This is a genomic window from Halomonas campaniensis (genome assembly GCF_002211105.1).
In the GTDB taxonomy this organism is placed as follows: domain Bacteria; phylum Pseudomonadota; class Gammaproteobacteria; order Pseudomonadales; family Halomonadaceae; genus Vreelandella; species Vreelandella campaniensis_A.
In genome coordinates, this window is sequence record NZ_JPUA01000037.1 from 67550 (window position 1) to 93392 (window position 25843).

Below are 25843 nucleotides of genomic sequence, written 5' to 3' on the forward strand. Positions count from 1 at the left end.
TTTTCGTTTTACCTTTTCGCTTTAATAACAGTAAGGCCTGCGTATAAAACGCAGGCCAAATCGTAAACTTGTTTCAGCCGCTAGGGCGCCATGCGGAAACGGCTCCATTCGCCGCCGTCGCGGCGTTCAAAACGCAACCGGTCATGTAGGCGGCTAGGCTGGCCCTGCCAAAACTCGATCATTTCCGGGTTGATTCGATAGCCACCCCAGTGAATCGGGCGTGGAATGTCTTGACCAGCATAAGCTTGTTCAAAGCGCTTTTGGCGCTCTTCGATCCAGTTGCGGTCAGGAATTACCACGCTTTGAGTCGCAATCCAGGCGCCTAGCTGACTGCCGCGTGGGCGGCTGGCAAAGTACTCATCAGACTCATCGGCGGACACCTGCTCAACGGGGCCTTCGATACGCACCTGCCGGGAGAGGGAAGGCCACCAGAAGGTGATGGCCGCGAAGGGCACATTGCTCAGCTCGCTGCCCTTATGGCTATGGTAATTGGTGTAAAAAACCATACCGTGTTCATCAAATCCTTTTAACAGCACCACCCGGGCGTGGGGGCGGCCTTGGCTATCGACGGTAGCTAGTGTCATAGCATTGCCATCGGTACCCTCTTTTTCCAATGCGAGGGTGAACCATTCATCAAACAACACGAATGGATCATCGGGTGCCTGAGACTCTTCTAACGTGCCGCCTTCATAATCACGCCTGATATCGGCTATGTTACGTGTCATCGAATGCTTCTCCCTGGAGTTTCATCCATGTTCGCTGGTATGCCTTTAAAGCTCAAGTGACCGACATCAATGGATGTTAAACGCGTTGCGACTCACTGTTTTATTTTAACCAGTGTTGTGGCTCAGCGTGGTAACTATCAATTGCGGCTAACTGTCTCGCATTCTAGGAGAAAGCCAGAATTAATGCGAAACTCTCTCATTATTTCGGGCTCATCACTGCTGAGAGGACAGGCCATGCGCGACAAGGTAGCGATAGAGGTGTGGGATGGTTGGATTCGCCTGTTCCACTGGGGATTAGTGGCGGCGGTATTGATCTCTTTTTATACCACCAAGACTAGCGGTGCGCCCTTCCTATTTCCGGTTGAAGTGCACGCCCAAGCGGGCTATGTGGTAATAGGACTACTCGTGTTCCGTTGGCTATGGGGCGCCTTGGGGAGTGTATATGCGAGATTTAGAACGTTTCTATACCCACCCGCAAAAACAGTCGCCTACTCCAAGTCACTTCTCAAGCGCCAACCCAGTGCTTATGCCAGCCATAATCCGCTGGGCGGCTGGATGGTGATGTTGATGCTGCTCTCGCTTAGTTTTCAAGCTGTGAGCGGCCTGTTTTTAAGTGACGATATCTTTTTTCAAGCACCGCTCTATGGCTTACTTGGCGATGGGGTGGGCAGCCGGCTTAGAACCCTGCATCAGCTCAATAGTGATCTGCTCATCGTGCTGATCGGGCTGCATTTAGCGGGTTTGATCGTACATCGGCTCTTGGGTGAACCGCTGGTAGCGGCGATGTTGGTAGGTACCAAACGTTTTCGCCAGCCGCCAGTCGATGCGCGTAAAGAGTGGTTGAGCTCCACGATACTGCGTTTACGCGCGATTGGTGCCTTGTTGATTGCGGCTGGCGTTGTCCTATGGCTTTGGTTTTATTGAGCTATTGTCTTAGCTGTCGACTGCGAAAGCGCGCATAGCCCATGCAACCGGCAAATAGCACTAGTGCGACAACCGCCTCCACAACTCCGCGCAAGCCCTGTCCAGGCAGAGTGACCAACATCACCCCTTGGGTGAAGTAGAGCAGGCTGACAAAGGCGAGCCAAGCGTGGCCTCGTGCGCGTTTGCCTATGATTGAGGGTAAAAACAGCACCAGTGGCAAAACGAATGCAACGACAGGGCGCCAGTTAAAATCATCGTCTTGGAGTAAAAAGCCCCGATAAATGACCAGTACCAGCAGAATGGCAAAACTGGCTAGCACTACCTGTCGACTTCGAAGGGTCAGTTTATCAATCCCATGGCGAGCTTCTACCTCTTCCAGCCACTGCCTCATAATGCCTCCTGGCGCATAGCGTGAAGTGCCAAGGCGAGTCTCGCCAGTCGTTTACCCTGGGCAGTGCAGAGTTCGCGCTCATGCTCATCGACCGAGCGGTCGCTACGTGTTCCTGCCAAGTGGCTGGCACCATAGGGCGTGCCGCCTGTACGTGTCTCTAGCAGGGTGGTTTCACTGTAGGGAACGCCTGCATAGACCATGCCGTGGTGTAGCAGCGGCACCAGCATAGTGAGCAGGGTACTCTCCTGACCACCGTGCAGGCTTGAAGTTGAGGTGAAGGCACTGGCGGGTTTATCGATCAGAGCACCGTTCATCCACAGGCTGCTGGTTGAATCGATAAAATACTTAAGCGGTGCTGCCATGTTGCCAAACCGAGTGGGGCTGCCGAGTGCTAATCCGCTGCAGTTACGCAGATCGTCCAGGTCAGCGTACACCGCGCCTTCCGCAGGAATTTCTGGGTCTATGGCTTCACAGGTCGTTGAAACCGGTGCCACTGTGCGCAAACGTGCCTGAATACCGGGCACGCTTTCTACGCCAGCCGCAATCTGTTGCGCCATGGTGGCCGTGGCCCCTGAGCGGGAGTAGTAGAGAACCAGAACGTAGGGTGTCATTTCACTCATCACTATTCCTGAATGGGTTCATGGAAGCTGTCGCGGTAATGCGTCATCACATAGGTGCCTATAGTACCAGAGCTATCGGAAGCTCCGTGTACGCTACAAAGGCATTTTGTTGCTCTGAAAGGCGCTTATAGACCCATGCGCGGGTGCCATCGGCAAGGGTTAACGCCACCCGCTCATAGCGGACACCCAGCCGTTCATAGCGATCAAGGCGGGCTAACTCTTTGGCATTCACGCTCAGTAGCAAGCCTTCGACACGACTGCCTGGCTGGGGCGAAAGATCGAGTCCGTTGCGCTGGTACCCCTCCAGCACGGCTTCCTTAGGGGCGCCTAGGCTCCCCATCACAACGAACCGGATAGGTGCATAGCGTAGCGTGCCATACACAAACACCTGATGAGTACGCTGTTCGATAGTGGGAAGTTCATCGGGGCGGTCATAAAACCACGGACTGAGCATGGTTAACCAGAGCCATCCCGCTAGGCTGAGCAGCCCCACTGTGCTCAAAGTGACAAGACGTTTTAGCCACACCATACTGTGTCTCACTGCGAATGCTAAACAAGGGCTTGTCAGCTTGGCGCGCCAAACAGACGATGACAAGTTCTCTGTTATCGACTGATTGAATCCGCTTATGCAAAGTGCGCGGGTTTGCTACTCTATTTACGTAAGATTGGTATTTATTAGACCCTGCCGTAGGAGCCTGCAATGAATCAGCCACTTCGTGATGATCTGGATTTTCGTGCTCTCGTAGGCGATGTTAAACCGCTACCCGCGAGCAATCGTGCTGATCCAGGCGCTAGTCGTAAAAGCCCCTCCGAATCGCAGTTGGCTCGGCGGGAGTGGGCAGAGGAAGAGACCGGGGCGCGCAACTTTCTATCCGACGATTTTGTCGATCTGCTGCCCCCCTTTGATCCCATGGAGTATCGCCGCGAGGGCATTCAGCAGGGTGTGGTCGATAAATTAAGGCACGGTGGCTATAGCGTTCAGGCGCAGCTCCACTTGCTGAGGCGTCCCTTAACGGAGTGCCGCCGTATGCTGTTTCCCTTTATTCAGGAAGCCTACGCCCACGATTTACGCTCGGTTATGATCGTGCATGGCCGTGGGCGTGAGATGGATAGTCCCGCCAACGTACTGCGTTCGTACCTTGCCAAGTGGCTCAGCCAGTTTGATGAAGTCCAGGCCTACGTCTCCGCACAGCCTTCGGAAGGTGGCTTGGGTGCGACCTGGGTGATGCTACGTAAGAGCGATCGCGCCAAAGCCAATAATCGCGAGCGCCAGCAGAAGCGTCGGGGGTAACTGTTTATAAATGAAACGGTTTACAAACAAACAGGGCAGCCGAAGCTGCCCTGTTGTGCTTGCAAACGTCACACACTGCGCTTACTTATCGGCAGCTAAGCGGCGCTCAAACAGTGCCTGTCGCTCTTCCACATCAGGCTGGTAGCGCACGCTGATAAAGCTTAGCGCACGCAGGGCGTCCTCGGGATGCTGGTCATCGCGTAGGGCCATGGCGCTGAAACCACAGCGGCGCATGTACTCCAGTTGGTCAACTAGCACGTCACCCACCGCGCGCACTTCGCCGCTATAGCCATAGCGCTCGCGCAGCAGGCGGGCGATGGTGTAGCCACGGCCATCGGTGAAGGCGGGGAAGTCAATGGCAATGGCCAGCGCTTTACTCAGTTCCGCAGCAAGCTCCGGGTTGAGCTCAGTATCACTCATCAGCAGCGGCGCCAGCTCAGCGTCTTCCTGGTAAGACTGCCACAACGAAAGCGGCACGAACGCCGGGCGCTGCTCGGGTAGTGCGTCTTCATCGTAGGAGACACACCAAGCGTTCTCTGTCGCCAGCTCGCCGTTAAAGATCAGGTGATCCACATGAACCGGCGTCTGCTCAACCGCTTCAACTTGCGCCTCATCAGGTTTATTAGGCTTAGGCATAGACACGCTCCTTAAAGGGTTTTAGACCAATACGGCGGTAGGTATCCAAGAAGCGTTCGTCCTCATGGCGCTGTGACACATAGACTTCCAATACTTTTTCGACCACATCCGGCACGTCTGAGCGGAAAAAGGACGGGCCTAAAATCTTGCCCAGCGAGGCATCGTCGGTAGAGTTACCGCCAATGGAGATCTGATAGAACTCTTCACCTTTTTTATCTACGCCCAGGATACCGATATGGCCAACGTGGTGGTGGCCACAGGCATTCATACAGCCTGAGATATTCAGATCCAGCGGGCCAAGGTCATAAAGGAAGTCTAAGTCTTCAAACTTCTCCTGTAGCGCCTGGGCAATGGGAATCGATACCGCATTGGCCAAGCTGCAGTAATCGCCACCAGGGCAGCAGATAATGTCGTTAAGCGAGCCCACAGTGGGATTCGCCATCCCTAACGCCTCAAGCTCTTTCCACAGCGCTTCCAGCTCATCCACCGGTACATCAGAAAGCACCAGGTTCTGCTCGTGGGTAACACGCACTTCACCAAAGCTGTAGCGGTCAGCTAAATCAGCCACGGCTTCCATCTGGTCGGCGGTAACATCGCCCGGCGCGTGCTCACGGCGTTTCAGCGACAGCGTTACGGCTTTGTAGCCGGGCACCTTGTGATCAGTCACATTGTTGGTCACAAAGCGGGCGAAACTACGGTTTTCTGCGCGCAGCTTGTCAAACTCATCCGTTGCGGACGCTGCAACCGGGCGGCGATCAGGCTCAGGGAAGTGGACTTTGGCTGCATCAACGGCCGCTTGATTGAGGGTTTGCGGGCCATCTTTCAAGTGTGCCCACTCTTCATCCACGCGGCGACGGAATTCTTCTATACCCAAAGCCTTAACGAGGATCTTAATACGCGCTTTAAACTTGTTGTCCCGGCGACCAAACTGGTTGTAGACCCGCACGCAGGCTTCAAGATAGGTCAGCAGGTGCTGCCAGGGTAGGTCTTCACGCACCACATCGGCAATCATCGGGGTACGGCCAAGGCCACCACCGGCCAATACTTTTACGCGTAGCTCTCCGTCACTGTTGTACCAGAAGCGCAGGCCGATATCGTGCACCTGGATGGCTGCACGGTCTTGGGCCGCACCGCTAACCGCAATTTTGAACTTACGCGGCAGGTAGGCAAACTCCGGATGCAGCGTCGACCACTGGCGGATTAACTCACACCAGGGGCGTGGGTCTTCCACCTCATCGTTGGCGATGCCGGCAAACTGGTCGCTGGTGGTGTTGCGAATGCAGTTACCGCTGGTTTGAATCGCGTGCATCTGCACCTTGGCCAGATCGGCCAAAATATCCGGCACGTCTTCAAGGGCAGGCCAGTTCAACTGTAGATTTTGCCGCGTGGTGAAGTGGCCGTAGCCACGGTCATAACGGCGAGTAATCTCGGCCAGAGCCCGTAGCTGACTGCCCGCCAGCATGCCGTAAGGAATCGCAATACGCAGCATGGGCGCATGGCGTTGAATATAGAGGCCGTTCTGCAACCTGAGGGGGCGAAACTCTTCTTCTCCCAAACGCCCGGCGCGGTAGCGTTCCATCTGGTCACGGAACTGAGCGACACGCTCATCAACCAGGGTTTGGTCGTGAATATCATAACGGTACATGTGGCACGATCCTGCTAAAAAGCGAAATGGTCACGTTGAGACGGACGTTAGTATAGTGTCACCTTAACGCGGGCGCTATATTCTACAAAAGAATATATAATTATCTTTTTATCTCTAAAAGCTATTTAGAAGCCAGCGTATGCGTTTGGCAGCCACTTAGAAGGCCGGGGCCAACCAGCGGCGACGCTGCCATACCCATAAAAATCCGGCTGAGTTTATCAATCGGTAAAGCAGTTGCATAAGCCAGATGCCTAATAAGCCCTGATTCAAACCGATGCCTACCCACCAGGCCATCGGTAAAAAAAGCAGCCACTGCATGCCCAGGGTCAGCAGCATCACCGTGCGCTGGGCGCCAGCGCCCATTAACGCCTGAGCGAGCACTAGAGCCGCCGCATCCAGCACAATCATTACGCCGGTTAGCTGCAACGGGAGTTTACCCAGCGCTACTAGCTCACTGTTGGTAAAAAAGAGGGCGAGTACCTGCTCGGGCAAGAGCAACATGGGTAGCGCCAGCACAACGAGTAACAGCCAAGCCACCCGCAGCGCATCCAGCCCCCAGCGGTGGGCTTCATACTGAGCATCCCGGCCTAACGCTTCGCCTACCAAGCTCATCGCTGCAACGCCTACTCCCACTCCTGGCAAAATCAGCAGCAGTGACAAATTAATCAGCACATGGCCAACCGCGACGCTGGCCGTGCCCAGTTGACTCAAGAGCCCAATAAGTAGCGCATAACCCGCTGCGAATAAAAACTGCTGTAAAGAGTGGGGGGCAGCAAGTGCCAGGGTAGTGCGCAGGGTAGCTATGCGTGGCAGCTGTTGCAAAAAATGGCGGAAAGAAAGGCTTTGGGTACTGACCCAGCACCACACCACCAAGCCAACAAACAGCGACAGCGTCGTTCCCGCACCCGCACCGCTCGCCCCCATTTGGGGTAGCCCGGCTAAACCGTAGATTAAACCAGCACTGGCCGCTACGTTAATCAAGTGAACGGACACGATAATACGTAAATAGAATTGCGTTTGCTGACGACCGTTCCAGTAACCCCGAAAACAGAGCGTTAACGCGATAGCGATCAGTGACACCACTCGCCAGCGAAAATAGTCAACGGCGACGCTTTGAACCTCATCGGCTTGGCTAATCAAGCCCATCAGTAGCGGCGCTTGCCACCAAGCCCAGAGCGATAGCGGTAGACTGATCGCAAACCCAATTAACAGCCCCGAGTTAAGCGGATGGGCGATATGCCTGTGGGCAGCCCCCACCCGCTGAGCCGTTTGTGACTGCACGCTGGAAGATAGCCCAAACACTACCGCGCTCAGCATAAACATGGCGTAACCGCCCACGCCTACCCCCGCAAGCGCTACTTCACCTAAATGCCCCACCAGCGCAGCGTCGATCAAGTTGAGCATGCTCTGTGAAAGCATGCCCAGCATGATGGGTAAGGCAAGGCGCAAGACCTTGCCATGGCGGTTTGCAAGCAGCACTAATCAACTCGGGTCGTAGGAGAGCACCGGTGAGAGCCAGCGCTCCATCTCCTCCAGGGGCATCTGCTTACGCGCTGCAATGGCTTCGACCTGATCCCGGGTAATCTTGCCGGTGGAGAAGTATTTCGACTGCGGATGGGCAAAGTACCAACCGGAAACGGCCGCTGCTGGCCACATGGCGAAGTTTTCCGTCAGCGCTAACCCCGTGTTTTCGGTGGCATCGAGCAGCCGGAAAAGCGTGGCCTTTTCGGTGTGATCCGGGCAGGCGGGGTAGCCAGGGGCAGGGCGAATACCCTGGTATTTCTCTGCAATTAAGGCATCGTTGTCCAGCGTTTCTTCCGGCACGTAGCCCCAGAACTCTTTACGCACCCGCTCGTGCATGCGCTCGGCAAAGGCCTCGGCAAGACGATCCGTCAACGCCTGCACCATAATCGCATTGTAGTCGTCCCCGGCCGCCTCATAGGCCTTGGATAGCTCATCAACCCCGTGGCCGGTAGTGACCGCAAAACCACCAATCCAGTCGGCTTTGCCGCTCTCTTTGGGGGCTATAAAGTCGGCCAGGCTGTAGCAGATACCGTCGCGCCCTTTAGTGGTCTGTTGACGAATATGGAAGAGGCGTTCAACGACTTCACTGCGCGACTCATCGGTGTACACCTCGATGATGTCATCATCAACGCTGTTGGCGGGCCACAGGCCAATAACGCCTCGGGCCTGGACGCGCTTCTCTTCCACCAGCTTACGCAGCATGACTTTGGCGTCTTCAAACAGGTTGCGGGCGGCTTCTCCGACGACCTTGTCGTCGAGAATCTTGGGGTACTTGCCCGCTAGCTGCCAGCTCATAAAGAAAGGTGTCCAGTCGATGCGTTCGATCAGTTCTTCCAAGTCGTAGTCGTCAAAGGTTTTCAGCCCGAGCATATTGGGCTCAGCCGGTGTGTAAGCGCTCCAGTCGGTGCGGAAGCGCCGCTTGCGTGCCTGGGTGTAGTCCAGATCCGCCGCTTTGGGTCGGCGCTTGGCGTTACGCTCGCGTACCTTTTCGTACTCTTCACGGATCTCGGCGACGTAAGGTGTTTTCAAGGCAGGCGTCAATAATTTGCCCGCTACGCCAACGGCCCGGGAGGCATCGGTGACGTAAATCACCGGGTGCTCGTACTGGGGCTCGATTTTCACCGCGGTATGCGCTTTAGAGGTGGTCGCACCGCCAATCAGCAGCGGTAGATCCATGCCACGGCGCTGCATCTCTTTGGCGACGTGCACCATTTCATCCAGCGACGGGGTAATCAGGCCCGAGAGGCCGATAATATCGGCGTTGTGCTCTTTAGCCGCCTGGAGAATTTTATCGGCGGGCACCATCACGCCCAGGTCAATCACCTCGTAGTTATTACACTGCAAGACCACGCCAACGATATTTTTGCCGATATCGTGAACATCGCCTTTGACCGTGGCCATCACGATCTTGCCTTTGGCCTTGGTCTCTTCGCTCTTCTCCGCCTCGATATAAGGGATCAGGTAGGCCACGGCCTGCTTCATGACCCGGGCTGACTTCACCACCTGCGGCAGGAACATCTTGCCATCGCCAAACAGGTCGCCCACCACGTTCATACCGTCCATCAGCGGGCCTTCGATGACCTCAATGGGCCGCTCGGCCTGGGCGCGGGCCTCTTCGGTGTCATCTTCTATATAGACGGTGATGCCTTTTACCAGGGCGTGCTCAATACGCTTGTTGACCGGCCAGCTACGCCATTCGAGATCCTCTTTTTTCGCAGCGCCGCTGCCGTCGCCTTTGTATTTATCGGCAATATCCAGCAGGCGCTCGGTGCCGTCGCTGCGGCGGTTGAGCACCACGTCTTCAACCGCTTCGCGCAGCTCGGCAGGGAGGTCGTCATAAACAGCGAGCTGGCCCGCGTTGACGATACCCATGGTCAGGCCCGCGCGAATGGCGTGGTAGAGAAACGCCGAGTGAATCGCTTCGCGCACCGGGTTGTTGCCGCGGAACGAGAACGAGACGTTAGAGACCCCGCCGGAAATCATCGCGTGGGGCAGGTTGTCGCGAATCCACTGGGTCGCTTCGATAAAGTCGACCGCGTAGTTGTTGTGCTCCTCAATACCGGTGGCGATAGCGAATATATTCGGATCGAAGATGATGTCTTCGGCGGGGAAGCCGATCTCATCCACCAGCAGGCGGTAGGCACGCTGACAAATTTCGGTTTTGCGGGCGAAGGTGTCTGCCTGCCCCTCTTCATCAAAGGCCATTACCACGATGGCAGCGCCAAAGCGGCGGCACTTGGTCGCCTGTTCGCGGAAGGCGGCTTCGCCCTCCTTGAGTGAGATAGAGTTCACTACCGCTTTGCCCTGGACACACTTCAGGCCCGCTTCGATGATCTCCCACTTGGAGGAGTCGATCATAATCGGCACCCGGGCAATGTCGGGTTCGCCGGCGATCAGGTTAAGAAAGCGCTCCATGGCTTCCTTGGACTCGAGCATGCCCTCGTCCATATTGATATCGATGACCTGGGCGCCGTTCTCGACCTGCTCCAGAGCCACTTCCAGCGCGGTGGTAAAGTCCTCCTCTACGATCAGCCGCTTAAAGCGTGCCGAGCCGGTGACGTTAGTGCGTTCGCCGACGTTGACGAACAGCGAGTCGGCTTCAATATTAAACGGCTCAAGCCCCGACAAACGGCAGGCGCGGCTGCGTTCTGGGATGACCCGCGGCGCCATATCGCGCACGGAATCAGCAATCGCCCGGATATGTTCAGGCGTCGAGCCACAGCAGCCACCGATAATATTGACCAAGCCGCTGGCGGCAAACTCACTGACGATCTCCGACATCTCTTCCGGCGTCTGGTCGTACTCACCAAATTCGTTGGGAAGTCCTGCATTGGGGTGAGCGGAGACAAAGGTATCGGCTTTGGTAGAGAGCTCTTCCAGATAAGGGCGTAGCTCTTCCGCCCCCAGCGCGCAGTTTAAGCCCACAGAGAGTGGCTGAGCGTGACGCACCGAATTCCAAAACGCTTCCGTGGTTTGGCCGGAGAGCGTACGGCCCGAGGCGTCGGTGATCGTTCCGGAGATCATTACCGGCAAACGCTCGCCGCGAGCATCGAACAGCTCTTCCAAGGCGTAGATAGCCGCTTTGGCATTGAGTGTATCGAAGATGGTCTCGATCATGATTAGATCGGCACCGCCCGCAATCAGCGCTTCGGCGGCTTCATAGTAGTTCTCGCGCAGCTCATCAAAGGTAACGTTACGCTTGGCGGGATCATTCACATCCGGCGATAGCGACGCGGTGCGCGAGGTAGGGCCTAACACACCCGCCACATAGCGGGGCACGCCGGTTTCAGCGGCCACCGCATCGCACACCTCACGGGCCAGGCGCGCTGATTCGCGGTTGAGCTCAACCACCAGCGATTCCATACCGTAATCCGACTGTGACAGCTGGGTGCTATTAAAGGTGTTGGTCTCAATAATGTCCGCACCGGCTTCCAGGTAGTCGCGGTGAATGCGCGCGACCACATCGGGGCAAGTGAGTGCGAGCAGATCATTATTGCCTTTGAGATCCGAAGGCCAGTCGCTGAACCGCTCGCCGCGGAAATCTTCCTCGCTCAACTGGGCGTTCTGCAGCATGGTACCCATGCCGCCGTCCAGAATTAGGATGCGTTCAGCAAGGCGTTGGGTGAGGGTTGCGATCAAAGCACTATCAGCCATGGCAGGGGGAGTTCTCCAGCGTCACAGTCGTCAAAGGGGATGTTGTTATCGTCGGAAAAAGCAGCATCTGTCGTTTAGAGGCGCATAATGATAACAAAAGGGAGGGCAAAAGGCGCCCCTGGGAAGGCTATACGCTGCATTAGGAAAGATAATTAAAATAGCCGACTAAAACAGTCGGGATTGTGTCAGCGCGCCGTTTTGCTTACCATAGACACAAATGACATGTGAAGTGGCGCCGCCACTACCACGGGAGGAAGACAGCCCTCATGACCACGACTAGCGAAAAAGAAACCCAAGTCGATACCCAAGGTATTGATATTACGGATAGCGCGCAAGAGTACCTGTCAGAACTGCTGGAAAAGCAGAACGTTGAGGGTATTGCGGTACGCATCTTTATTACTCAGCCGGGCACGCCCTACGCGGAAACCTGCTTGGCTTATTGCCGTCCCGGCGAAGAAGAGCCGACCGACGTGCTGCTGGAACTCGAGAAAATCAACGTCTTTCTCGACAAAAACAGCCTGGCCTTTTTGGAAGAGGCGGTGGTGGATTTCAACGCCGACCGCATGGGTGGCCAGTTAACCATCAAAGCGCCCAATGCCAAGATGCCCAAGGTCAATGCCGACAGCCCTCTGGAAGATCGCGTTAATTACGTGCTCTACAGCGAAATCAATCCAGGCTTGGCGGCCCATGGTGGCGAAATCAAGCTGGTTGAGCTAACCGAAGAGCAGTACGCCATCCTAGCCTTTGGCGGTGGCTGCCAGGGTTGTGCAGCGGTTGATTTAACCCTGAAAGATGGCGTTGAGAAAACCCTGATGGAGCGCATTCCCGAGCTTGCGGGTATTCGCGACGTGACGGATCATACCGATACAACAAACGCCTACTATCGCTAAATAAGCGATGGTCAGACTCAAAAGCCCAGCTTGAATCGCTGGGCTTTTTTACGTCTCCAGATTGATTACTGGTTTGGTTCACTGTTCTGTTTTGAAAGCGCATCCGGCAGCGCCGTCAGCTGTGTTTGCAGCGCCTCCATGCGGCTCCAGAGCTTCTCTTGCCATGCTTGCTGCAGTGCAGTTTCGCGCTCGGCATGCTGCTGGGCTTGGTTGTTTAGCGCTGCTTTTGCCTCATCTAGCTGCTGAGTTAAGGTTTTTTGCTGCTTCTCCAGCGATGTAATTTGCTGCGCCTGCTCACCAAGCTGTTGTTCGCGCTCGCTGGCTTCCAGCTGCAGCTCGTGCAGAGTCTGCTGTTTAGTCTTTAGCTCCTGGCTCAATGTCTCAATGCGCTGCTCAGAGTGCTGCAGACGTTTTTGGAAACTCTTCTCCTCCTGGGCGCGCGCCTGCTGAGTGCTATCCAGCATCGCCATCAGCCTTCCTTCGGCTGCCTCATGGCGCTGCTCTTCCTGTGCTAGCCGCTGCTCCCACGCTACCTGTTGCTCGTTGAGGGCGTTGCTATGTGCCTTACGCTGTGCGTCTGCCTGGCTTTCTAACTGCTGCTGTACCTGCTTCAACTGAGTTACGTCTTCTTGCGCTGCTTCAGCCTGCTGATGCCAGTGATGTTCGCTGGTTTGGCTAGCGGCTAACTCCCGGTTTAACGCTTCCATGCGCTGCTCCATATGGCGCAAGTGCTCGGCGAGGGCGCTTTCGCGCTGTTCGGCGTTAGCGGCCTGCTGTTTAGCGTCCTCTGCAAGCTGCTGGGCGTCGGCCACTTGGCGATTGGCATCTTCCCGATAGTGGAGCAGCGCTTGATTCGCTACCTCTTGGGCCTCGCGCCAAAGCTCCCCAGCCATAGTCACCACCACTTCCGGCACACCTTTGGGCGGCGGCACGTCACGGTTCTGCTCCCGCTCGCTGCGCCATAAGCGAAAGTGATCACTAATCGTAGTGAAGCTGCCAGTGCCCAACACATCGCGAATGCGCTGTACGCTGGGCGTATCGCCCCGGGCCAACAGGGCATCAATGGCTTGTTGAACATCGCTGTACTGAATGCCGTTGCGGGCCATGTAGTGATCCTTCCTTGAGCGCTTTTGTAACCGCCATTGTCGTGGCTTACCGTTCGAAAGGCAATAATTACGTATTATGTAATACGTAAAATTATTTAAAAAAATGAGTATAAATTCAAGATTACCCGTCTTATCTTGAATTATTACAGCTAAAAGGGCACACTTCAGGCCTGAAACAGCAAAAAAGACTAATGAGAAGAGAGTAGTGGCGGGCATGGCAAACGTAGTTATTACACCCACTGACCAACAACAGGCTTTAAAAGCGTCGCCCAGTGGCGGGCGTATTAGCGCCCAAAACGATGCCCAGGCAGTGACCGCATGGCTTGAGGAGTACGTGGATAGCCCGCAAACCTGGAAAGCGTACCGCCGTGAAGCGGAGCGGCTGCTGCTCTGGCTCGCCAGCCAAGGGCACACGCTGGCCGATATCAACCGCGAACACCTGCGCCGCTTTGAAGCCTTTCTCGCCGACCCACAGCCAAGCGAGCAGTGGGTAGGGCCCTCCAAGCCCCGCACGCATCCGTTATGGCGGCCATTTCGTGGAAGTTTGTCGCCCGCCAGCCGTCGTCAAAGCCTTGTCATACTGCAAGGAATGTTTGCCTGGCTGGTAGAAGCAGGCTGGGTTAACCACAATCCGTTTCGTTTGATGCGCGATAAATCCCGCCGCCTGAATAATCAGACGCCGCGGATTGAGCGCTATCTGGAGAGTGGCCTTTGGGCGTGGCTATGGCAGTGGCTGAATAGACCGTTAGCCATGGAGGAGGGTAGCCGCGCCCATTTCGAGCAGGCGAGGCGGCGCTTTATTTTTGGCTTTGCCTATCTGTTGGCACCGCGCATTAGCGAGATGGCCGACGCGCGTATGGGGGATTTCCAGCGCAGCGAAGGGCGCTGGTGGTGGCATGTGGTGGGTAAGGGCAGCAAGATGGCACGCATTCCGCTGCCCGACGATATGCTTGATTGTCTGCGCCAGTGGCGTCAAGCGTTGGGCTTGCCTGACACTCCCAGCCAGCTGGAAGCGGAGACGCCGGTGCTGCGCGCACTGGATGGCCAGCGCGGTCTGGGCCATAACCAGCTCTATCGACTTATTCGCACTACGTTTCAGCAGGCGGCGCAAACACTCGAAGATAACGGCGGCACACCGGAACATATTGCCGCGCTTAACCAGGCAACGCCGCACTGGCTACGGCATACCTCGATCACCCATCAGGCTCAATCGGGCATTAGTTTGCGCCATCTGGCCGAAAGCGCTCGTCACGCGCGTCTGGATACCACCTCACGTTATCTTCACACCGAAGACAACGAGTGGCATCGCGAGCAGCAGCGCCATCGATTGAGAGTTTCAGGACACAACCTCCCTCAAGACTCCTTCGAACCGTTATAATGGCCCCAATGAGAACCCTATGACTCAAAGTGTCAGTCGCCACTACAAGCCAATGCCAATAGAGAAGGAAATAGCATGAGCACTTCCGGCGCCGAACAGGCCCAGCAAGAGCTGATCGAAGATTTCGAGATATTCGATAACTGGATGGATCGTTACCAGTACATTATCGATATGGGTAAGCAACTGCCTGATTTCCCCGAAGAGTGGAAGATCGAGGAGTTTAAAATCCAGGGCTGTCAGTCAAACGTATGGATGCGCCATGAGGAGGAGGGCGATAAGCTGGTGTTCAAGGCAACGTCTGATGCCGCCATCGTCTCCGGCCTGATTGCTGTATTGCTACGCATATACAGCGAGCGCACCGCGGCTGAAATTCGTGCTACCGAGCCGCACTTTTTGACAGACTTGGGATTGGATAAACACCTTTCACCAACGCGTAGCAACGGCTTGCATGCGATGCTGGAGAAAATCTACGCGGTAGCGCAGCAGAAATAGGAAAACAAGCTAGCGGGGGTGATGATCACAGCAAGAGGGCGACGATCCCTTTTCATCATCCTCGCGGCAAAGCTGTTCGCTGCGGCCGCCGGGCACCGGATCCATACCGCCGGGGTTACCTGGGTGGCACTTAACGATGCGCTTAACGGCCATCCAGCCACCCTTTATTGGCCCATGCACCTGAATTGCCTCAATGGTGTAAGACGAACAGCTTGGCCAGAAGCGACAGCGCGGGCCTAAAAGGGGGCTGAGCGTATATTGATAGACCCTTACGCAGCCAATCATCACTTTCATCAATAACCACCGCGGGCCTGAGCGCAGGGCAGCTATGATTCGCGTCTTGGCTGAGTGTGGCATAGCGGGAACTAGGCTTTTTTGCCGTACAGTTCGTCGGGGTCGATCAGCGGCGTACTGGTGATCGACGCCTGCTCTTTGTCCACGGCAATATAGAAGCAGCTGCGTCGACCGGTGTGGCAAGCCGGGCCTGTTTGTTCAACCTGCAACAGTAGCGTATCGCCATCGCAGTCCAGTGCAGCAGAGACAAGCTGCTGCTGCTGGCCCGAGGATTCACCCTTACGCCATAGTTTTCCCCGCGAGCGCGAATAGTAGCAAACACGCTGGGTGGCTAACGTCTCTTCCAACGCCTCACGGTTCATCCAGGCCATCATCAACACTTCGTTAGTATCGTGCTGCTGAGCAATGGCAGGGATCAAACCATCAGCATTAAAACGCACCGCGGCTAGCAACGTAGCCACCGCGGGAAGAGTATCTTCGGGAGCAGCACGCTCAAGTTGCTTAAACAGTGCATCCGGCGCGACGTGATCAAAACGGGACATACAATTACTCGCTAGCTGTTCGACAATCCTGGCAGAGCCCTTGGAGCTCAATGGTTTGGCGCTCAACGTTAAAGCCTCGGCTTTTGGCCAGTGCTGCCAGTTGCGCGCTGATTTCGTCCAAGTGTAGCTCTTCCACATAACCGCAGTGACGGCAAATAAGCAGCTGAAAACCGTGGGCATGCTCCGGGCAGGCGCAGGCCACATAGGAGTTCTGCGACTCAATGCGATGCACCAAGCCTTGATCAATCAAGAACTCCAGCGCCCGATAAACCGTCGGGGGGCGGGCGGCCGCATGCTCGGTAGAGAGCTTGTCGAGCAGGTCATAGGCTTTCAGGCCACCGCCATTTTCAGCAATCATCTCAAGTACGCGTCGGCGAATAGGGGTGAAACGAACGCCGCGGATATGGCACTGAGACTCCGCCTGCTGTAGTAGTGTACTCGCTTGGGTCATGGGCAACTCGTTGAACGTTGTTAGCCTAGGCACTCGTTAGTAGTCTACGCGCCGGTGGAGGAGGTGTCAGAGTTTTCTACCGAATCGCTGTCCACCAGCTCACTTTGTCGCGCAAAATGGTGCTGGGCAAACGCCACACGCTGTTTGGCGGGCACACCATCGGGTTGGCGCTCAATAAGATCAAGCCGGCGGCGTAAACCTTCACCATTGGTCATTTGAATAGCCAGGCCAGGCCTTGCATTGAGCTCAAGCAGCATCGGGCCATGCTTGCGATCCAGCACCATATCGGTGCCCAGATAACCGAGCCCGGTCATTTCATAACAGCCTGCGGCCAAGTTAAGCAGTGTTTCCCACTGGGGCACGACCAGGCTTGCCAGATCATGACCCGTGTCGGGATGGCTAAAGCAGGGGCGGTCAAACTGCACGGCGCGCAAAGCAGCCCCGGTAGCGATGTTCAAGCCAACGCCTACCGCGCCCTGGTGCAGGTTAGCCTTGCCGTCGGATGCCGCGGTGGAAAGACGCATCATGGCCATAACGGGGTACCCCTTGAAGACAATAACCCGAATATCGGGAACCCCTTCATAGGTGTAATCCATCAGGCTTTCATCGAAATTAATCAGCGTTTCAATCACCGCCACATCGGGGGAGCCACCCAACGAGTAGAGCCCCGATAGAATATTCGACACGTGCCGCTCGATATCGGTAAGAGAAAGCTGGGCACCGCTGGGCTTGATAAAGACGTTGTCCTCGACCTTTTCAATCACCAGGATGCCTTTGCCGCCGCTTCCCTTGGCCGGTTTGATAACGAAACCGGCATGGCCTGTTAGCATTTCACCAATGTGTTTGACGCCGAACTGGGTGGTCACGGTACCAATCAGTTCGGGTGAGGTAATCCCGTACTGCTGGGCCAGCAGCTTGGTTTTAAGCTTGTCATCCACCAGAGGGTAAAGCCGGCGGCTGTTATATCGCCCAATATAGCGAATATTGCGCCGATTCATGCCAATGATGCCTTTATCCCGCAAGCGCGTGGGCCACGTCCAGTTCTTCAGCCAGCTCATGAGGGTTTCTCATCATCAGTGATTGGCTTAAAGCGACGCAGCTCCAGTAAACGATAGCCCGTGTAGTTGCCCAACAGCAGAATCAGCGCCATCAATATCAGCTGTACGCCCAGGAAATTGAACGTAATGTGGCGCACCCAAGGGTTATTCATCGCTAGATAGGCAAGGATCGCCGTAATCAAACTGCCGCCACCCTGGATTAACACCTGCTTAGGGCCTTCCTCTTCCCATAGAATCGACATCCGCTCGATGGTCCAGGCCAGGATAATCATCGGGAAGAAAGTGATTGTTAAGCCAGCACTGAGACCCATGCGGTAAGCCAATACGGTGAAGATTGAGATAATCGCAATCACCGTTATGATGACTGCCGAGACCCTGGCCACCAGCAATAAATTCAGGTAAGAGAGATAGTTACGAATAATCAGGCCGACGGCGACAATGAGCAGAAAGCCAATCAAGCCCGTGGGCAGACTCGTTTGAATGAAGGCGAGGGCGATCAATACCGGCATAAAGGTACCGGATGTTTTGATACCCACCAGCACACGCAAAAATACCACCATTAACGCGCCGATCGGAATCAGCAAAATAGTCTGGAATAGCGCTTGCTCTTCCAGCGGCAGGCTATGAATGGAGAAATTCAGCAGCGTATCTTCAGAGTAATGATTGCGCACCGCCGCAGAAGCCGGCTGATCATGGGTCATCATGGAGAACGTAACCCGGGAATTGGTGCCGCCTTGAACTTCCAGCACGGCTCGCCCACCGGTTTCCCACAGCAATAAATTGTCCGGCTTGCCTTGCTCACCTGTTAGCGGGTGGAAAATTGCCCACTCTTCTCCAGACTCATCAAACACCTGAATCCAGCTGCTGAGGGTTTGGCGTCGGCGTCCATCTTCCAGCAGTAGGCCACTTATTTCTCGAGCTTGCACTCCAGCCTGGTTAAGTAGACGCACCACCAGCGCTGCCGGGTTTTCTTGTGATAGAAGCAGCCGTGCGTTTTCTTCCTGACGCTCACCATTAATATCGCGAATCAGCTCGCGAGCGAAGGTGGCGTTATTGGCGCTACGTGCCCAAGCCTGCTCAATAAGCTGGCTGGCCGCTGTGTCATAGGGTCTTTCCCATGGCGTGGTAACAACGTCAGGCGGTGTTTGTGCCGGTGAGCGGGCATCATCCGATACCAGCATTTGAACCGAGTAGTAGAGTGTCTGGCTGCCCGCTGCTTCACGAATAGTCCAGCGGGCGGTGCGGCCTAACTCATCCGCCTGATAAGCAAGCCCATAGCCTGACGAGGCGGTGTTCTCTGTCAGCACACGGTAGCCTGCCTGATGAGAAGGCAAGGCCAAGTCAACCTGGACAGGACCACCTTGGGCAGTGAAATTAATACCCGCCTCAATCTCCCACACCTGGCGCTGCTCTCCGGGCAGCCAGGGGATCTCAAACTGCACGTGGCGTTGTACGCTGGTCGCGATGCCTACGACCATCAGCAGGCCGACTATAATATAGAACATTAACCGTGACATGGAGATTCCTTTCCTCGTGAAACGCTAGAGCAGTTACTCTTCGCTATCGTCTTCATCAACTGCTTCATCTTCAGCAGCTTGCTCAGCTGGTTCGCCACCAGGAAATTCGGGGCGGTCATGCAAATAAGTGTCGGCTACATCAATGACCGCAATATCCATCAAAAAGCGCCGTCCTAGCAGCACCGGGTAATCCAGGTGAGAGCGGTCATTGAGGGTGAATTCGACATTTTCACGAATCGGCCCTAAGGTCATTAATAGCGAAATGACAGGGCGTGACTCTTCACCCGAGGCTTGAACAATACGCACTCGGCGTACGATAGGCGCTTCGATCCACTCATCGCGCTGAGACTCAACGGCCACGTCATCTTCGTTCAGCGCCAACTTGAAGCGCACCCAGTTTTCACCATCACGTTCGAAACGGGTGATCTCTTCAGCAGAAAGTGACGACGTGTTAGCCCCGGAATCGACGCGCGCCTTGAGGTAGGTGCCCAGACTCGGTAGCCCGATCCACTCACTGCGACCCAGCAGCGTTTTAGTGGTTAAGCTCTCATCAATTTCACACTCTTCGCGAATGATGACAGGCTCTTCACCGCGGGCTTCCAGCTGCTGTACATCTTGGCGAAGGTAGCGCAGTAAACTGCCCACTTCACGCATATCGGCAGTCAGTGATTGCTGCTGATCAAGCTGGCGTTCCTGCAGCTGAGTGCGAGTATCGCATTGCTGCACCAACTGGCTTTCTAATTCCAAGATACGAGAGTTGAACGAGGCTTCGCTTAAAGGGGGAGGTTGATTCGTTTCCGGCTGGGTTGCTGCGCAGCCAGCCATCGAAAGCGACAAGCCAGCTACAAGCCACAAAACACCTGGGCGCATAACGAGAGATATCCTTGGACAATAGGTTGGGGAATGATAAGGAGATGGGCGACTAGTGTCCAACGCCATCACAGCTTTTCGGGCACCTATTTCAGATGCTTAATTTACTCTATTTAACATAATATATATTAAGCGAACCCAATGAGGTCTAGCAGTAGTCACGGCCGCCTAGGTGCTCTATGCTAGCAAAATACTGAACAGACATTGTACTAAAATCCATTTTCATATAGGAAATGACTCATGACACGCTCTCTGCGAATTGGCTATTTCTTCACACTGCTCTTCATGTTGGCTGGCTGTGCCAGCGTTAATATTGAGGACTACGCTGATTCTGAACCCCGCCTGGATATTGCCGAATACTTTGCGGGTACCACTCGCGCCTGGGGCATGGTGCAGGATTACTCTGGCGAGGTACAGCGGCGTTTCACCGTGGAGATCCAAGGCACCTACGAAGATGACACCCTAACACTGGATGAGGCTTTCTTATTTTCAGACGGTGAAACCGATCAACGCGTTTGGACTTTTAAGCGAGTCGATGAGCACCGTTGGATTGGCACTGCCAACGACGTTGATGGCCAAGTGGAAGCACGTCAATACGGTCATGCCTTTCATATGCGCTACCCGTTAGAGATTGAGATTAACGGCCGAATGATCTCATTTAACATGGATGACTGGATGTACCTTCAGCCGGATGGTCGCTTGATCAATCGAACCGCCATGCGCAAATTTGGTGTCACGTTAGGCGAAATCACGCTGGTTTTTGAACAAGGCTAAGTAACGGTTAAATAGATAAAAAAGCAGCCTACTCTATGAGCAGGCTGCCTCTCTTATTTCTCACTAGCAGGATTATTCTGGCGCTGCGTAGGAGCCGTCTTCCTGGTGAACTTCATTACCAGTAATCGGCGGCGTAAAGACGCACGCCACGGTCATGCCCTTTTCCTTGCCGCGAAGCAGGTGTTCATCATGCTGGTCAAGTAGATAGATATCGCCTGCTTTGATCGGCCAGATTTTGCCGTCAGCCAGGGTTTCAACTTCGCCTTCACCTTCATAGCAAAACACTGCTTCGTAGTGATTTTTATAGTGAATATGCGTCTCTGTGCCTGGAAAAATGCGGGTAATATGGAACGAAAAACCAGCATTGTCGTTGGCCAGAACAAGGCGAGTACTGTCCCAGTTACCATTTTCAGCGGTCACCAGGCGCTCTGTTTTACGCGCTTCTTCAAGATTACGAACGATCATAGGAGTACTCCGTTGCAAAACGGCTGGCGACTACCAGCCGTTATATCCCTATCTAAAAAGACATCTAAAAACTGTGCGCGACTACTTCAGCTTAACGCCAAATTATTCGCTAGCAACAGCTTTAACGCACATTTCGAGAATATCCAAGCCTTCCAGCAGGTCTTCATCGCTAATGGTTAACGGACACAGACATTTCACCACTTCGCCGTCCTGGCCGCTGGTCTCAATCACCAGACCGTGCTCGAAGGCTTTGCTGGTAATTTTATCGGCAATATCACCCGATACGACGTCAATACCTCGCATCAAACCACGACCACGCTCGCTGGCAGGTATGCCATGCTCCGTTAAGTGCGCCGCTAACTTTTGGAAGCGCTCTTCTACAATACGCCCTTTACGCTGAACATCGCGTTCAAAAGTGTCATTCGTCCAATATTTTTTCAACGCTGCGGTGGCGGTCACCATCGCCAAACTGAAACCACGGAAGGTGCCGTTATATTGACCCGGCTTCCATTTATCCAACTCTGGGCGCATCAATACATGGGCAAAGGGCAAGCCAAAGCCGGAGAGCGATTTCGAGTTGGTAATAATGTCAGGCGTAATACCCGCATGCTCAAAGCTAAAGAACTTACCTGTACGCCCACAGCCTGCCTGGATATCGTCAATAATCAGCAGAATATCGTGGGCACGGCAAATACCTTCAAGACGCTTCAACCACTCCAGGCCTGCCACGTTAATACCGCCCTCGCCTTGCACGGTTTCGATGATGACACCTGCGGGGATATCCAAGCCGCCAGATTTATCGCTGAGCAGTTTTTCAAAATAGTCCAGGGTATCGGTGTGCTCGCCCATGTAGCCATCGTAAGGCAGGAAGCTAGCACCCTGGGTGGGTATGCCCCCTGTGGCTTCACGGAATTTACGGTTACCTGTTGTCGCCAAAGCGCCCATGGTTACCCCATGAAAACCATTGGTGAAGGTGACAATATTGTGGCGGCCTTTAGCTACACGAGCCAGTCGGATAGCGGCTTCTACGGCATTGGTACCGGTTGGGCCAGGCAGATGCACTTTGTAGTCGAGTCCGCGAGGCTTGAAAATAACGTTTTCAAGCGTTTCCAGATAATCACGCTTGGCATTGGTCCACATATCCAAGCCGTGAACCACTCCATCAGTCGACAGGTAATCAATCATCGCCTGCTTCATGTGCGGGTTATTGTGGCCGTAGTTGAGCGTGCCCGCGCCGGCGAGGAAATCAATGTACTCGCGGCCGTTCTCATCGGTTAAGCGCGCATTTTGCGCTTTGGTAAACACCACAGGAAAGGAACGAGAATAAGTACGTACATTGGATTCCATGCGTTCGAGCGTCTGGGTCTGCATTAGCGACCTCCTTGGTTGATCATTTTGACTTTAGGCGTTACTTGCCCGAAGCAACATGAGCGGGAAAACAGGTAGTCCGATACGCAGATCTAGCAAAACAGCGTATTAGATGCGGTCTGTTTGGAACGGGCCAATACGAACCAGGTTTTCCGGGTCATGCTCTCCTCCGAGCTGTTCGGTAGAGAAGTATTCGCGGCTGTTGAGTGGCGCATGCCAGCGCGCAGCCAAGCGGCGAAACAAGCCCCAAGAGGCTAGATTGTCGGGGGTGATGGTGGTTTCAAGGTGATGCACATCGTCAAGCTCGGGGCGTGACATAATCGCTTCGACCAAGCGCCGGGCCAGGCCAGTGCCTCGCGCTTTTTCACCGACAGCCACTTGCCATAGAAAGTAAGTGTCAGGAGCATTGTCCTTAACATAGCCAGACACAAAGCCAACGATCTCACCCTCTTCGTTGGTAGCGACTGCACAGGTATCACGAAACTGAGTCGCCAGCAGCAGGTAGGCATAGGCTGAATTCACATCCAGCGGTGGGCAAGCTTTAACCAGCTCGTAAACCCCCCAGCCATCATCCGCATTGGGTTTGCGAATAAATAGCGGTGTCTCTGCATGGCCCACAACAGCATCGGCCACCGTTGGCCTGGCCAAGTCAGCAGAGGGGGTAAAAGGTTGTATTGGCGTACTCATAGTTATGCTTCGCTGTAGCGAATTTGATGATCATTATAACAGCTGATTATGAGCAATTCAAAAGCCATATTATTCTCCACCCCGCTTTCCATAATTTTTTGTTATAGCTAACCAGTACAACCATGCGACAGCCCTCGGCCACTTAACTGCTATCGTTTTAGAGTAGTGCACAAGCCAAAAAAAGGCGCGCCAAACGGCACGCCTGTTTAACATGGGGCTACTATGTGCGAGTGAGCGTGCGCAACGTAACGAACTCCTCGGCGCCTGTAGGATGGATGCCTACAGTGCGGTCAAAGTCCTGCTTGGTAAGCCCCGCCCTTACTGCAATGGCAATACCCTGAATGATTTCACCCGCATCATCCCCCACCATATGTGCCCCCACCACTACATCAGAGGCATCGTCCACGATCAGCTTCATTAAGGTGCGCTCTTGACTGCCCGATAGCGTGTGCTTCATGGCACGAAAATCGGTGCTATAGACGCGAATATTGGCAAATTTTTCCCGCGCAGCCTCCTCAGACAGCCCCACGGTACCGATGTTGGGGTGGCAAAAAACGGCGGTAGGAATCGTGGTGTAGTCCAACGGTTTGGGAGCCGTATCGGCAAAGTGGACGTCCACAAGCTGCATGGCCTCTGCCAAGGCGACCGGCGTCAATTCGGGCCCAGCCGTTAGGTCGCCTAGCGCTAACACTGAAGGCAGCGCTGTTTCAAACCGTTCATTCACGGGGATTTTACCCGCGTCATCCAAGCCCAATCCCAACGCTTCAAGCCCTAGGTCGCGGATATTGGCTTTCCGCCCCGTAGCCGCGAGCACTACGTCGACCTCAAGCACATCGCCGTTAGTGAGATGCACAGTGTAGGCACCCTGGCTGGGTTCAATACGCTCAATATTAGTGTTGAAGTGAAGATTGACTCCCTTTCTCTCCATTTCAGCGCGGGTGAACTCACGTACCTGTTGGTCAAAGCCTTTCAAAAACAGTTCACCGCGGTAGATAAGGTGCGTCTCGCTGCCCAGTCCATTAAAGATGCTGGAGAACTCCACCGCAATATAGCCACCCCCCAGTGCTAAAAAGCGTTTGGGGAAGGTATCCAGATCAAAAATCTGATTGGAGTTCAGGGCGTATTCACTCCCTGGAAAATCGGGCACCCATGGCCATCCACCGGTAGCGAGGAGGATTTTGCGCGCGGTCACAGAAATATCACCATGCTCGCCACTTAGCGTTACCGTATGTGCATCGGCCAGGCGTGCTCGAGCGTTAAACAGTGTGACCCCAGCCCCCTCCAGCATGCGCTGATAAATTCCATTGAGGCGTTTGATTTCACTAATTTTGTTGTCACGCAATGTAGCCCAATCAAAACGCGCAGGGCCGGATAGCTGCCACCCAAAGCCTGCCGCATCGTCAAAGCTGTCATGAAAATGGGCAGCGTAGGAGTAGAGTTTTTTGGGCACACAGCCCACATTGACGCAGGTTCCACCCAGGTAGCGATCTTCGGCAATCGCCACCTTGGCCCCGGTGGCGGCTGCCATGCGCGCAGCTCGCACACCACCAGAGCCCGCACCGATAACCAGAAGGTCATATTCGTATTCTGAAACGTCTGCCATGATTTGCTCCTGGGGAGTTAAAATTCGTGTGAGTCAATCATCGTATTGTCAAAGGGCCAAGTGTGGCGGTTGACCTGACTGTCCGGGGAGGTTAAAACCTTCAGCTGCACTTTTGTGCTGGCGCATATTTTATAAAGTCCCTAATTTTATACTGAGTAGGGTTTGATATCTCGCTTGCCTACCAGTGATTCGACACCCTTTAACCTTACTGGAGACGCTATGTCTGACCCTATTGCGACGCTACTCGATAATAACCGCGCCTGGGCTGAGCGCATGTGTGAAGAAGACCCCGACTACTTTAAACGTCTCTCGAATCAGCAAAACCCTGATTATTTATGGATTGGCTGCTCCGACAGCCGAGTGCCAGCGAATCAAATTATCGCTCTCCCGCCTGGCGAGGTTTTCGTCCATCGCAACGTCGCCAATCTACTCCATCACACGGATATGAACGCGCTGTCGGTGGTTCAGTTCGCGGTAGATGTACTCAAGGTCAGCCATATCATGATTGTCGGCCACTATGGATGTGGGGGCATTAAGGCCGCCATGACGGGAGGCGAATGCGGCGTGGTGGATTACTGGCTGCATTCGGTTCGTGAACAGTACAACCACCACCGGAGCTCGCTGGAGCATCTCCCGGTTGAAGATCAAATCGACCGCATGTGTGAGCTTAACGTTAAAGCCCAGGTAAACAGTTTATGCCGCACCAAGATTCTGCAACGTGCCTGGCAGCGTGGCCAACAAATCTCTGTGCATGGCTGGGTCTATGGGCTAAGCGACGGACGCGTGAAAGATCTTAATTGCACTATAAGTGGTTTAGAGCAAGTGGAAACACTTTACCGTATTGATCGCCTCCAGCAAGGCGACTAAGCGCCCTCCCCAGCGCCTACTTTTCAAATAGCGATTTCCAAGGGCTATTTCCAAGGGTTATCTCCACGACC

26 protein-coding genes are annotated in these 25843 nt (G+C 54.6%); 7 read left to right on the top strand and 19 right to left on the bottom strand.

The features are described 5' to 3' along the window. Positions 1 to 80: 80 nt before the first annotated feature. Positions 81 to 725 carry a pyridoxamine 5'-phosphate oxidase gene (gene pdxH / locus JI62_RS17630; RefSeq protein ID WP_088701433.1) on the bottom strand — a complete coding sequence of 215 codons (645 nt, stop codon included), beginning with the start codon at positions 723 to 725 and terminating at the stop codon, positions 81 to 83. A gap of 234 nt (positions 726 to 959) precedes the next feature. On the opposite strand from pdxH, the gene JI62_RS17635 reads away from it, so the two are divergent. Next, on the top strand, positions 960 to 1649 hold the full coding sequence (locus JI62_RS17635) for a cytochrome b/b6 domain-containing protein (protein ID WP_088701743.1): 690 nt from the start codon (positions 960 to 962) through the stop codon (positions 1647 to 1649). Position 1650: 1 nt separating this feature from the next. Here JI62_RS17635 and JI62_RS17640 read toward each other — a convergent pair whose 3' ends face one another. Genes JI62_RS17640 through JI62_RS17650 form a run of 3 tightly spaced genes read right to left on the bottom strand, consistent with a single transcriptional unit; the run spans position 1651 to position 3189 of the window. After that, on the bottom strand, positions 1651 to 2040 hold the full coding sequence (locus tag JI62_RS17640) for a DUF2069 domain-containing protein (RefSeq protein WP_088701434.1): 390 nt from the start codon (positions 2038 to 2040) through the stop codon (positions 1651 to 1653). Further along, positions 2037 to 2660, bottom strand: a complete 624-nt coding sequence (gene wrbA, locus JI62_RS17645) for an NAD(P)H:quinone oxidoreductase (protein WP_088701435.1) — start codon at positions 2658 to 2660, stop codon at positions 2037 to 2039. The genes JI62_RS17640 and wrbA overlap by 4 nt, the downstream gene beginning before the upstream one ends. A gap of 58 nt (positions 2661 to 2718) precedes the next feature. Continuing rightward, the gene (locus JI62_RS17650; protein ID WP_088701436.1) at positions 2719 to 3189 is read right to left on the bottom strand and encodes a gamma-glutamylcyclotransferase family protein; all 471 of its coding nucleotides are present in this window, start codon (positions 3187 to 3189) and stop codon (positions 2719 to 2721) included. 171 nt (positions 3190 to 3360) lie between these two features. Here JI62_RS17650 and smrA point away from each other — a divergent pair, with 171 nt between their 5' ends. Beyond that, positions 3361 to 3951 carry a DNA endonuclease SmrA gene (gene smrA, locus JI62_RS17655; protein ID WP_088701437.1) on the top strand — a complete coding sequence of 197 codons (591 nt, stop codon included), beginning with the start codon at positions 3361 to 3363 and terminating at the stop codon, positions 3949 to 3951. Between the two features lie 81 nt (positions 3952 to 4032). On the opposite strand, the gene JI62_RS17660 is transcribed toward smrA, so the two are convergent. The 4 genes from JI62_RS17660 to metH form a co-directional block, all read right to left on the bottom strand. Continuing rightward, on the bottom strand, positions 4033 to 4587 hold the full coding sequence (locus JI62_RS17660; RefSeq protein ID WP_088701438.1) for a DUF934 domain-containing protein: 555 nt from the start codon (positions 4585 to 4587) through the stop codon (positions 4033 to 4035). Then, positions 4580 to 6232 carry a nitrite/sulfite reductase gene (locus JI62_RS17665; protein ID WP_088701439.1) on the bottom strand — a complete coding sequence of 551 codons (1653 nt, stop codon included), beginning with the start codon at positions 6230 to 6232 and terminating at the stop codon, positions 4580 to 4582. Before JI62_RS17665 ends, JI62_RS17660 begins: the two co-directional genes overlap by 8 nt. 156 nt (positions 6233 to 6388) lie before the next feature. After that, the gene (locus JI62_RS17670) at positions 6389 to 7660 is read right to left on the bottom strand and encodes an MATE family efflux transporter (RefSeq protein WP_088701744.1); all 1272 of its coding nucleotides are present in this window, start codon (positions 7658 to 7660) and stop codon (positions 6389 to 6391) included. 54 nt (positions 7661 to 7714) lie between these two features. Next, entirely contained in the window at positions 7715 to 11410 is a 3696-nt protein-coding gene (gene metH, locus JI62_RS17675; protein WP_088701440.1) for a methionine synthase, read from the bottom strand. 266 nt (positions 11411 to 11676) lie between these two features. Between metH and nfuA the strand changes: the two genes are divergently transcribed. Beyond that, a complete protein-coding gene (gene nfuA / locus JI62_RS17680; RefSeq protein WP_088701441.1) occupies positions 11677 to 12300 on the top strand; it encodes a Fe-S biogenesis protein NfuA in 624 nt (207 codons plus the stop codon). A gap of 65 nt (positions 12301 to 12365) precedes the next feature. Here the strand turns inward: nfuA and JI62_RS17685 are convergent, their stop codons facing one another. Continuing rightward, the gene (locus JI62_RS17685; protein ID WP_088701442.1) at positions 12366 to 13406 is read right to left on the bottom strand and encodes a DNA-binding protein; all 1041 of its coding nucleotides are present in this window, start codon (positions 13404 to 13406) and stop codon (positions 12366 to 12368) included. A gap of 214 nt (positions 13407 to 13620) precedes the next feature. Here JI62_RS17685 and JI62_RS17690 point away from each other — a divergent pair, with 214 nt between their 5' ends. Beyond that, positions 13621 to 14784: a tyrosine-type recombinase/integrase gene (locus JI62_RS17690; protein WP_088701745.1), complete on the top strand. Its 1164-nt coding sequence runs from the start codon at positions 13621 to 13623 to the stop codon at positions 14782 to 14784. Positions 14785 to 14859: 75 nt separating this feature from the next. After that, positions 14860 to 15276 (top strand): SufE family protein, encoded by a 417-nt coding sequence (locus JI62_RS17695; protein ID WP_088701443.1) that lies wholly within the window; start codon positions 14860 to 14862, stop codon positions 15274 to 15276. 9 nt (positions 15277 to 15285) lie between these two features. Here JI62_RS17695 and yidD read toward each other — a convergent pair whose 3' ends face one another. The 6 genes from yidD to JI62_RS17725 form a co-directional block, all read right to left on the bottom strand. Next, the gene (gene yidD / locus JI62_RS17700; RefSeq protein WP_088701444.1) at positions 15286 to 15570 is read right to left on the bottom strand and encodes a membrane protein insertion efficiency factor YidD; all 285 of its coding nucleotides are present in this window, start codon (positions 15568 to 15570) and stop codon (positions 15286 to 15288) included. Positions 15571 to 15641: 71 nt separating this feature from the next. Then, on the bottom strand, positions 15642 to 16112 hold the full coding sequence (gene hisI / locus JI62_RS17705; RefSeq protein WP_088701445.1) for a phosphoribosyl-AMP cyclohydrolase: 471 nt from the start codon (positions 16110 to 16112) through the stop codon (positions 15642 to 15644). Between the two features lie 4 nt (positions 16113 to 16116). Beyond that, on the bottom strand, positions 16117 to 16563 hold the full coding sequence (locus tag JI62_RS17710; protein WP_088701446.1) for a transcriptional repressor: 447 nt from the start codon (positions 16561 to 16563) through the stop codon (positions 16117 to 16119). A gap of 44 nt (positions 16564 to 16607) precedes the next feature. Next, positions 16608 to 17621 (bottom strand): alpha-L-glutamate ligase-like protein, encoded by a 1014-nt coding sequence (locus JI62_RS17715; RefSeq protein WP_088701447.1) that lies wholly within the window; start codon positions 17619 to 17621, stop codon positions 16608 to 16610. Continuing rightward, positions 17618 to 19138, bottom strand: a complete 1521-nt coding sequence (locus JI62_RS17720) for an inactive transglutaminase family protein (RefSeq protein WP_088701448.1) — start codon at positions 19136 to 19138, stop codon at positions 17618 to 17620. The genes JI62_RS17715 and JI62_RS17720 overlap by 4 nt, the downstream gene beginning before the upstream one ends. A gap of 33 nt (positions 19139 to 19171) precedes the next feature. Further along, complete coding sequence (locus JI62_RS17725; protein ID WP_088701449.1) at positions 19172 to 20008, bottom strand: ATP-dependent zinc protease family protein; 837 nt, start codon at positions 20006 to 20008, stop codon at positions 19172 to 19174. Positions 20009 to 20248: 240 nt separating this feature from the next. Here JI62_RS17725 and JI62_RS17730 point away from each other — a divergent pair, with 240 nt between their 5' ends. Beyond that, a complete protein-coding gene (locus tag JI62_RS17730; RefSeq protein ID WP_088701450.1) occupies positions 20249 to 20782 on the top strand; it encodes a DUF3833 domain-containing protein in 534 nt (177 codons plus the stop codon). A gap of 72 nt (positions 20783 to 20854) precedes the next feature. Here the strand turns inward: JI62_RS17730 and JI62_RS17735 are convergent, their stop codons facing one another. From JI62_RS17735 to gorA, 4 genes are all read right to left on the bottom strand, one after another. Next, a complete protein-coding gene (locus JI62_RS17735; protein ID WP_035558199.1) occupies positions 20855 to 21247 on the bottom strand; it encodes an ectoine synthase in 393 nt (130 codons plus the stop codon). 102 nt (positions 21248 to 21349) lie between these two features. After that, positions 21350 to 22618, bottom strand: a complete 1269-nt coding sequence (ectB, locus tag JI62_RS17740) for a diaminobutyrate--2-oxoglutarate transaminase (protein ID WP_088701451.1) — start codon at positions 22616 to 22618, stop codon at positions 21350 to 21352. Positions 22619 to 22723: 105 nt separating this feature from the next. Then, positions 22724 to 23302 (bottom strand): diaminobutyrate acetyltransferase, encoded by a 579-nt coding sequence (ectA, locus tag JI62_RS17745; protein ID WP_088701452.1) that lies wholly within the window; start codon positions 23300 to 23302, stop codon positions 22724 to 22726. A 220-nt stretch (positions 23303 to 23522) separates the two neighbouring features. After that, positions 23523 to 24905: a glutathione-disulfide reductase gene (gene gorA / locus JI62_RS17750; protein ID WP_088701453.1), complete on the bottom strand. Its 1383-nt coding sequence runs from the start codon at positions 24903 to 24905 to the stop codon at positions 23523 to 23525. 219 nt (positions 24906 to 25124) lie between these two features. Here gorA and can point away from each other — a divergent pair, with 219 nt between their 5' ends. Then, on the top strand, positions 25125 to 25772 hold the full coding sequence (gene can / locus JI62_RS17755) for a carbonate dehydratase (protein ID WP_088701454.1): 648 nt from the start codon (positions 25125 to 25127) through the stop codon (positions 25770 to 25772). Positions 25773 to 25843: the final 71 nt, after the last annotated feature.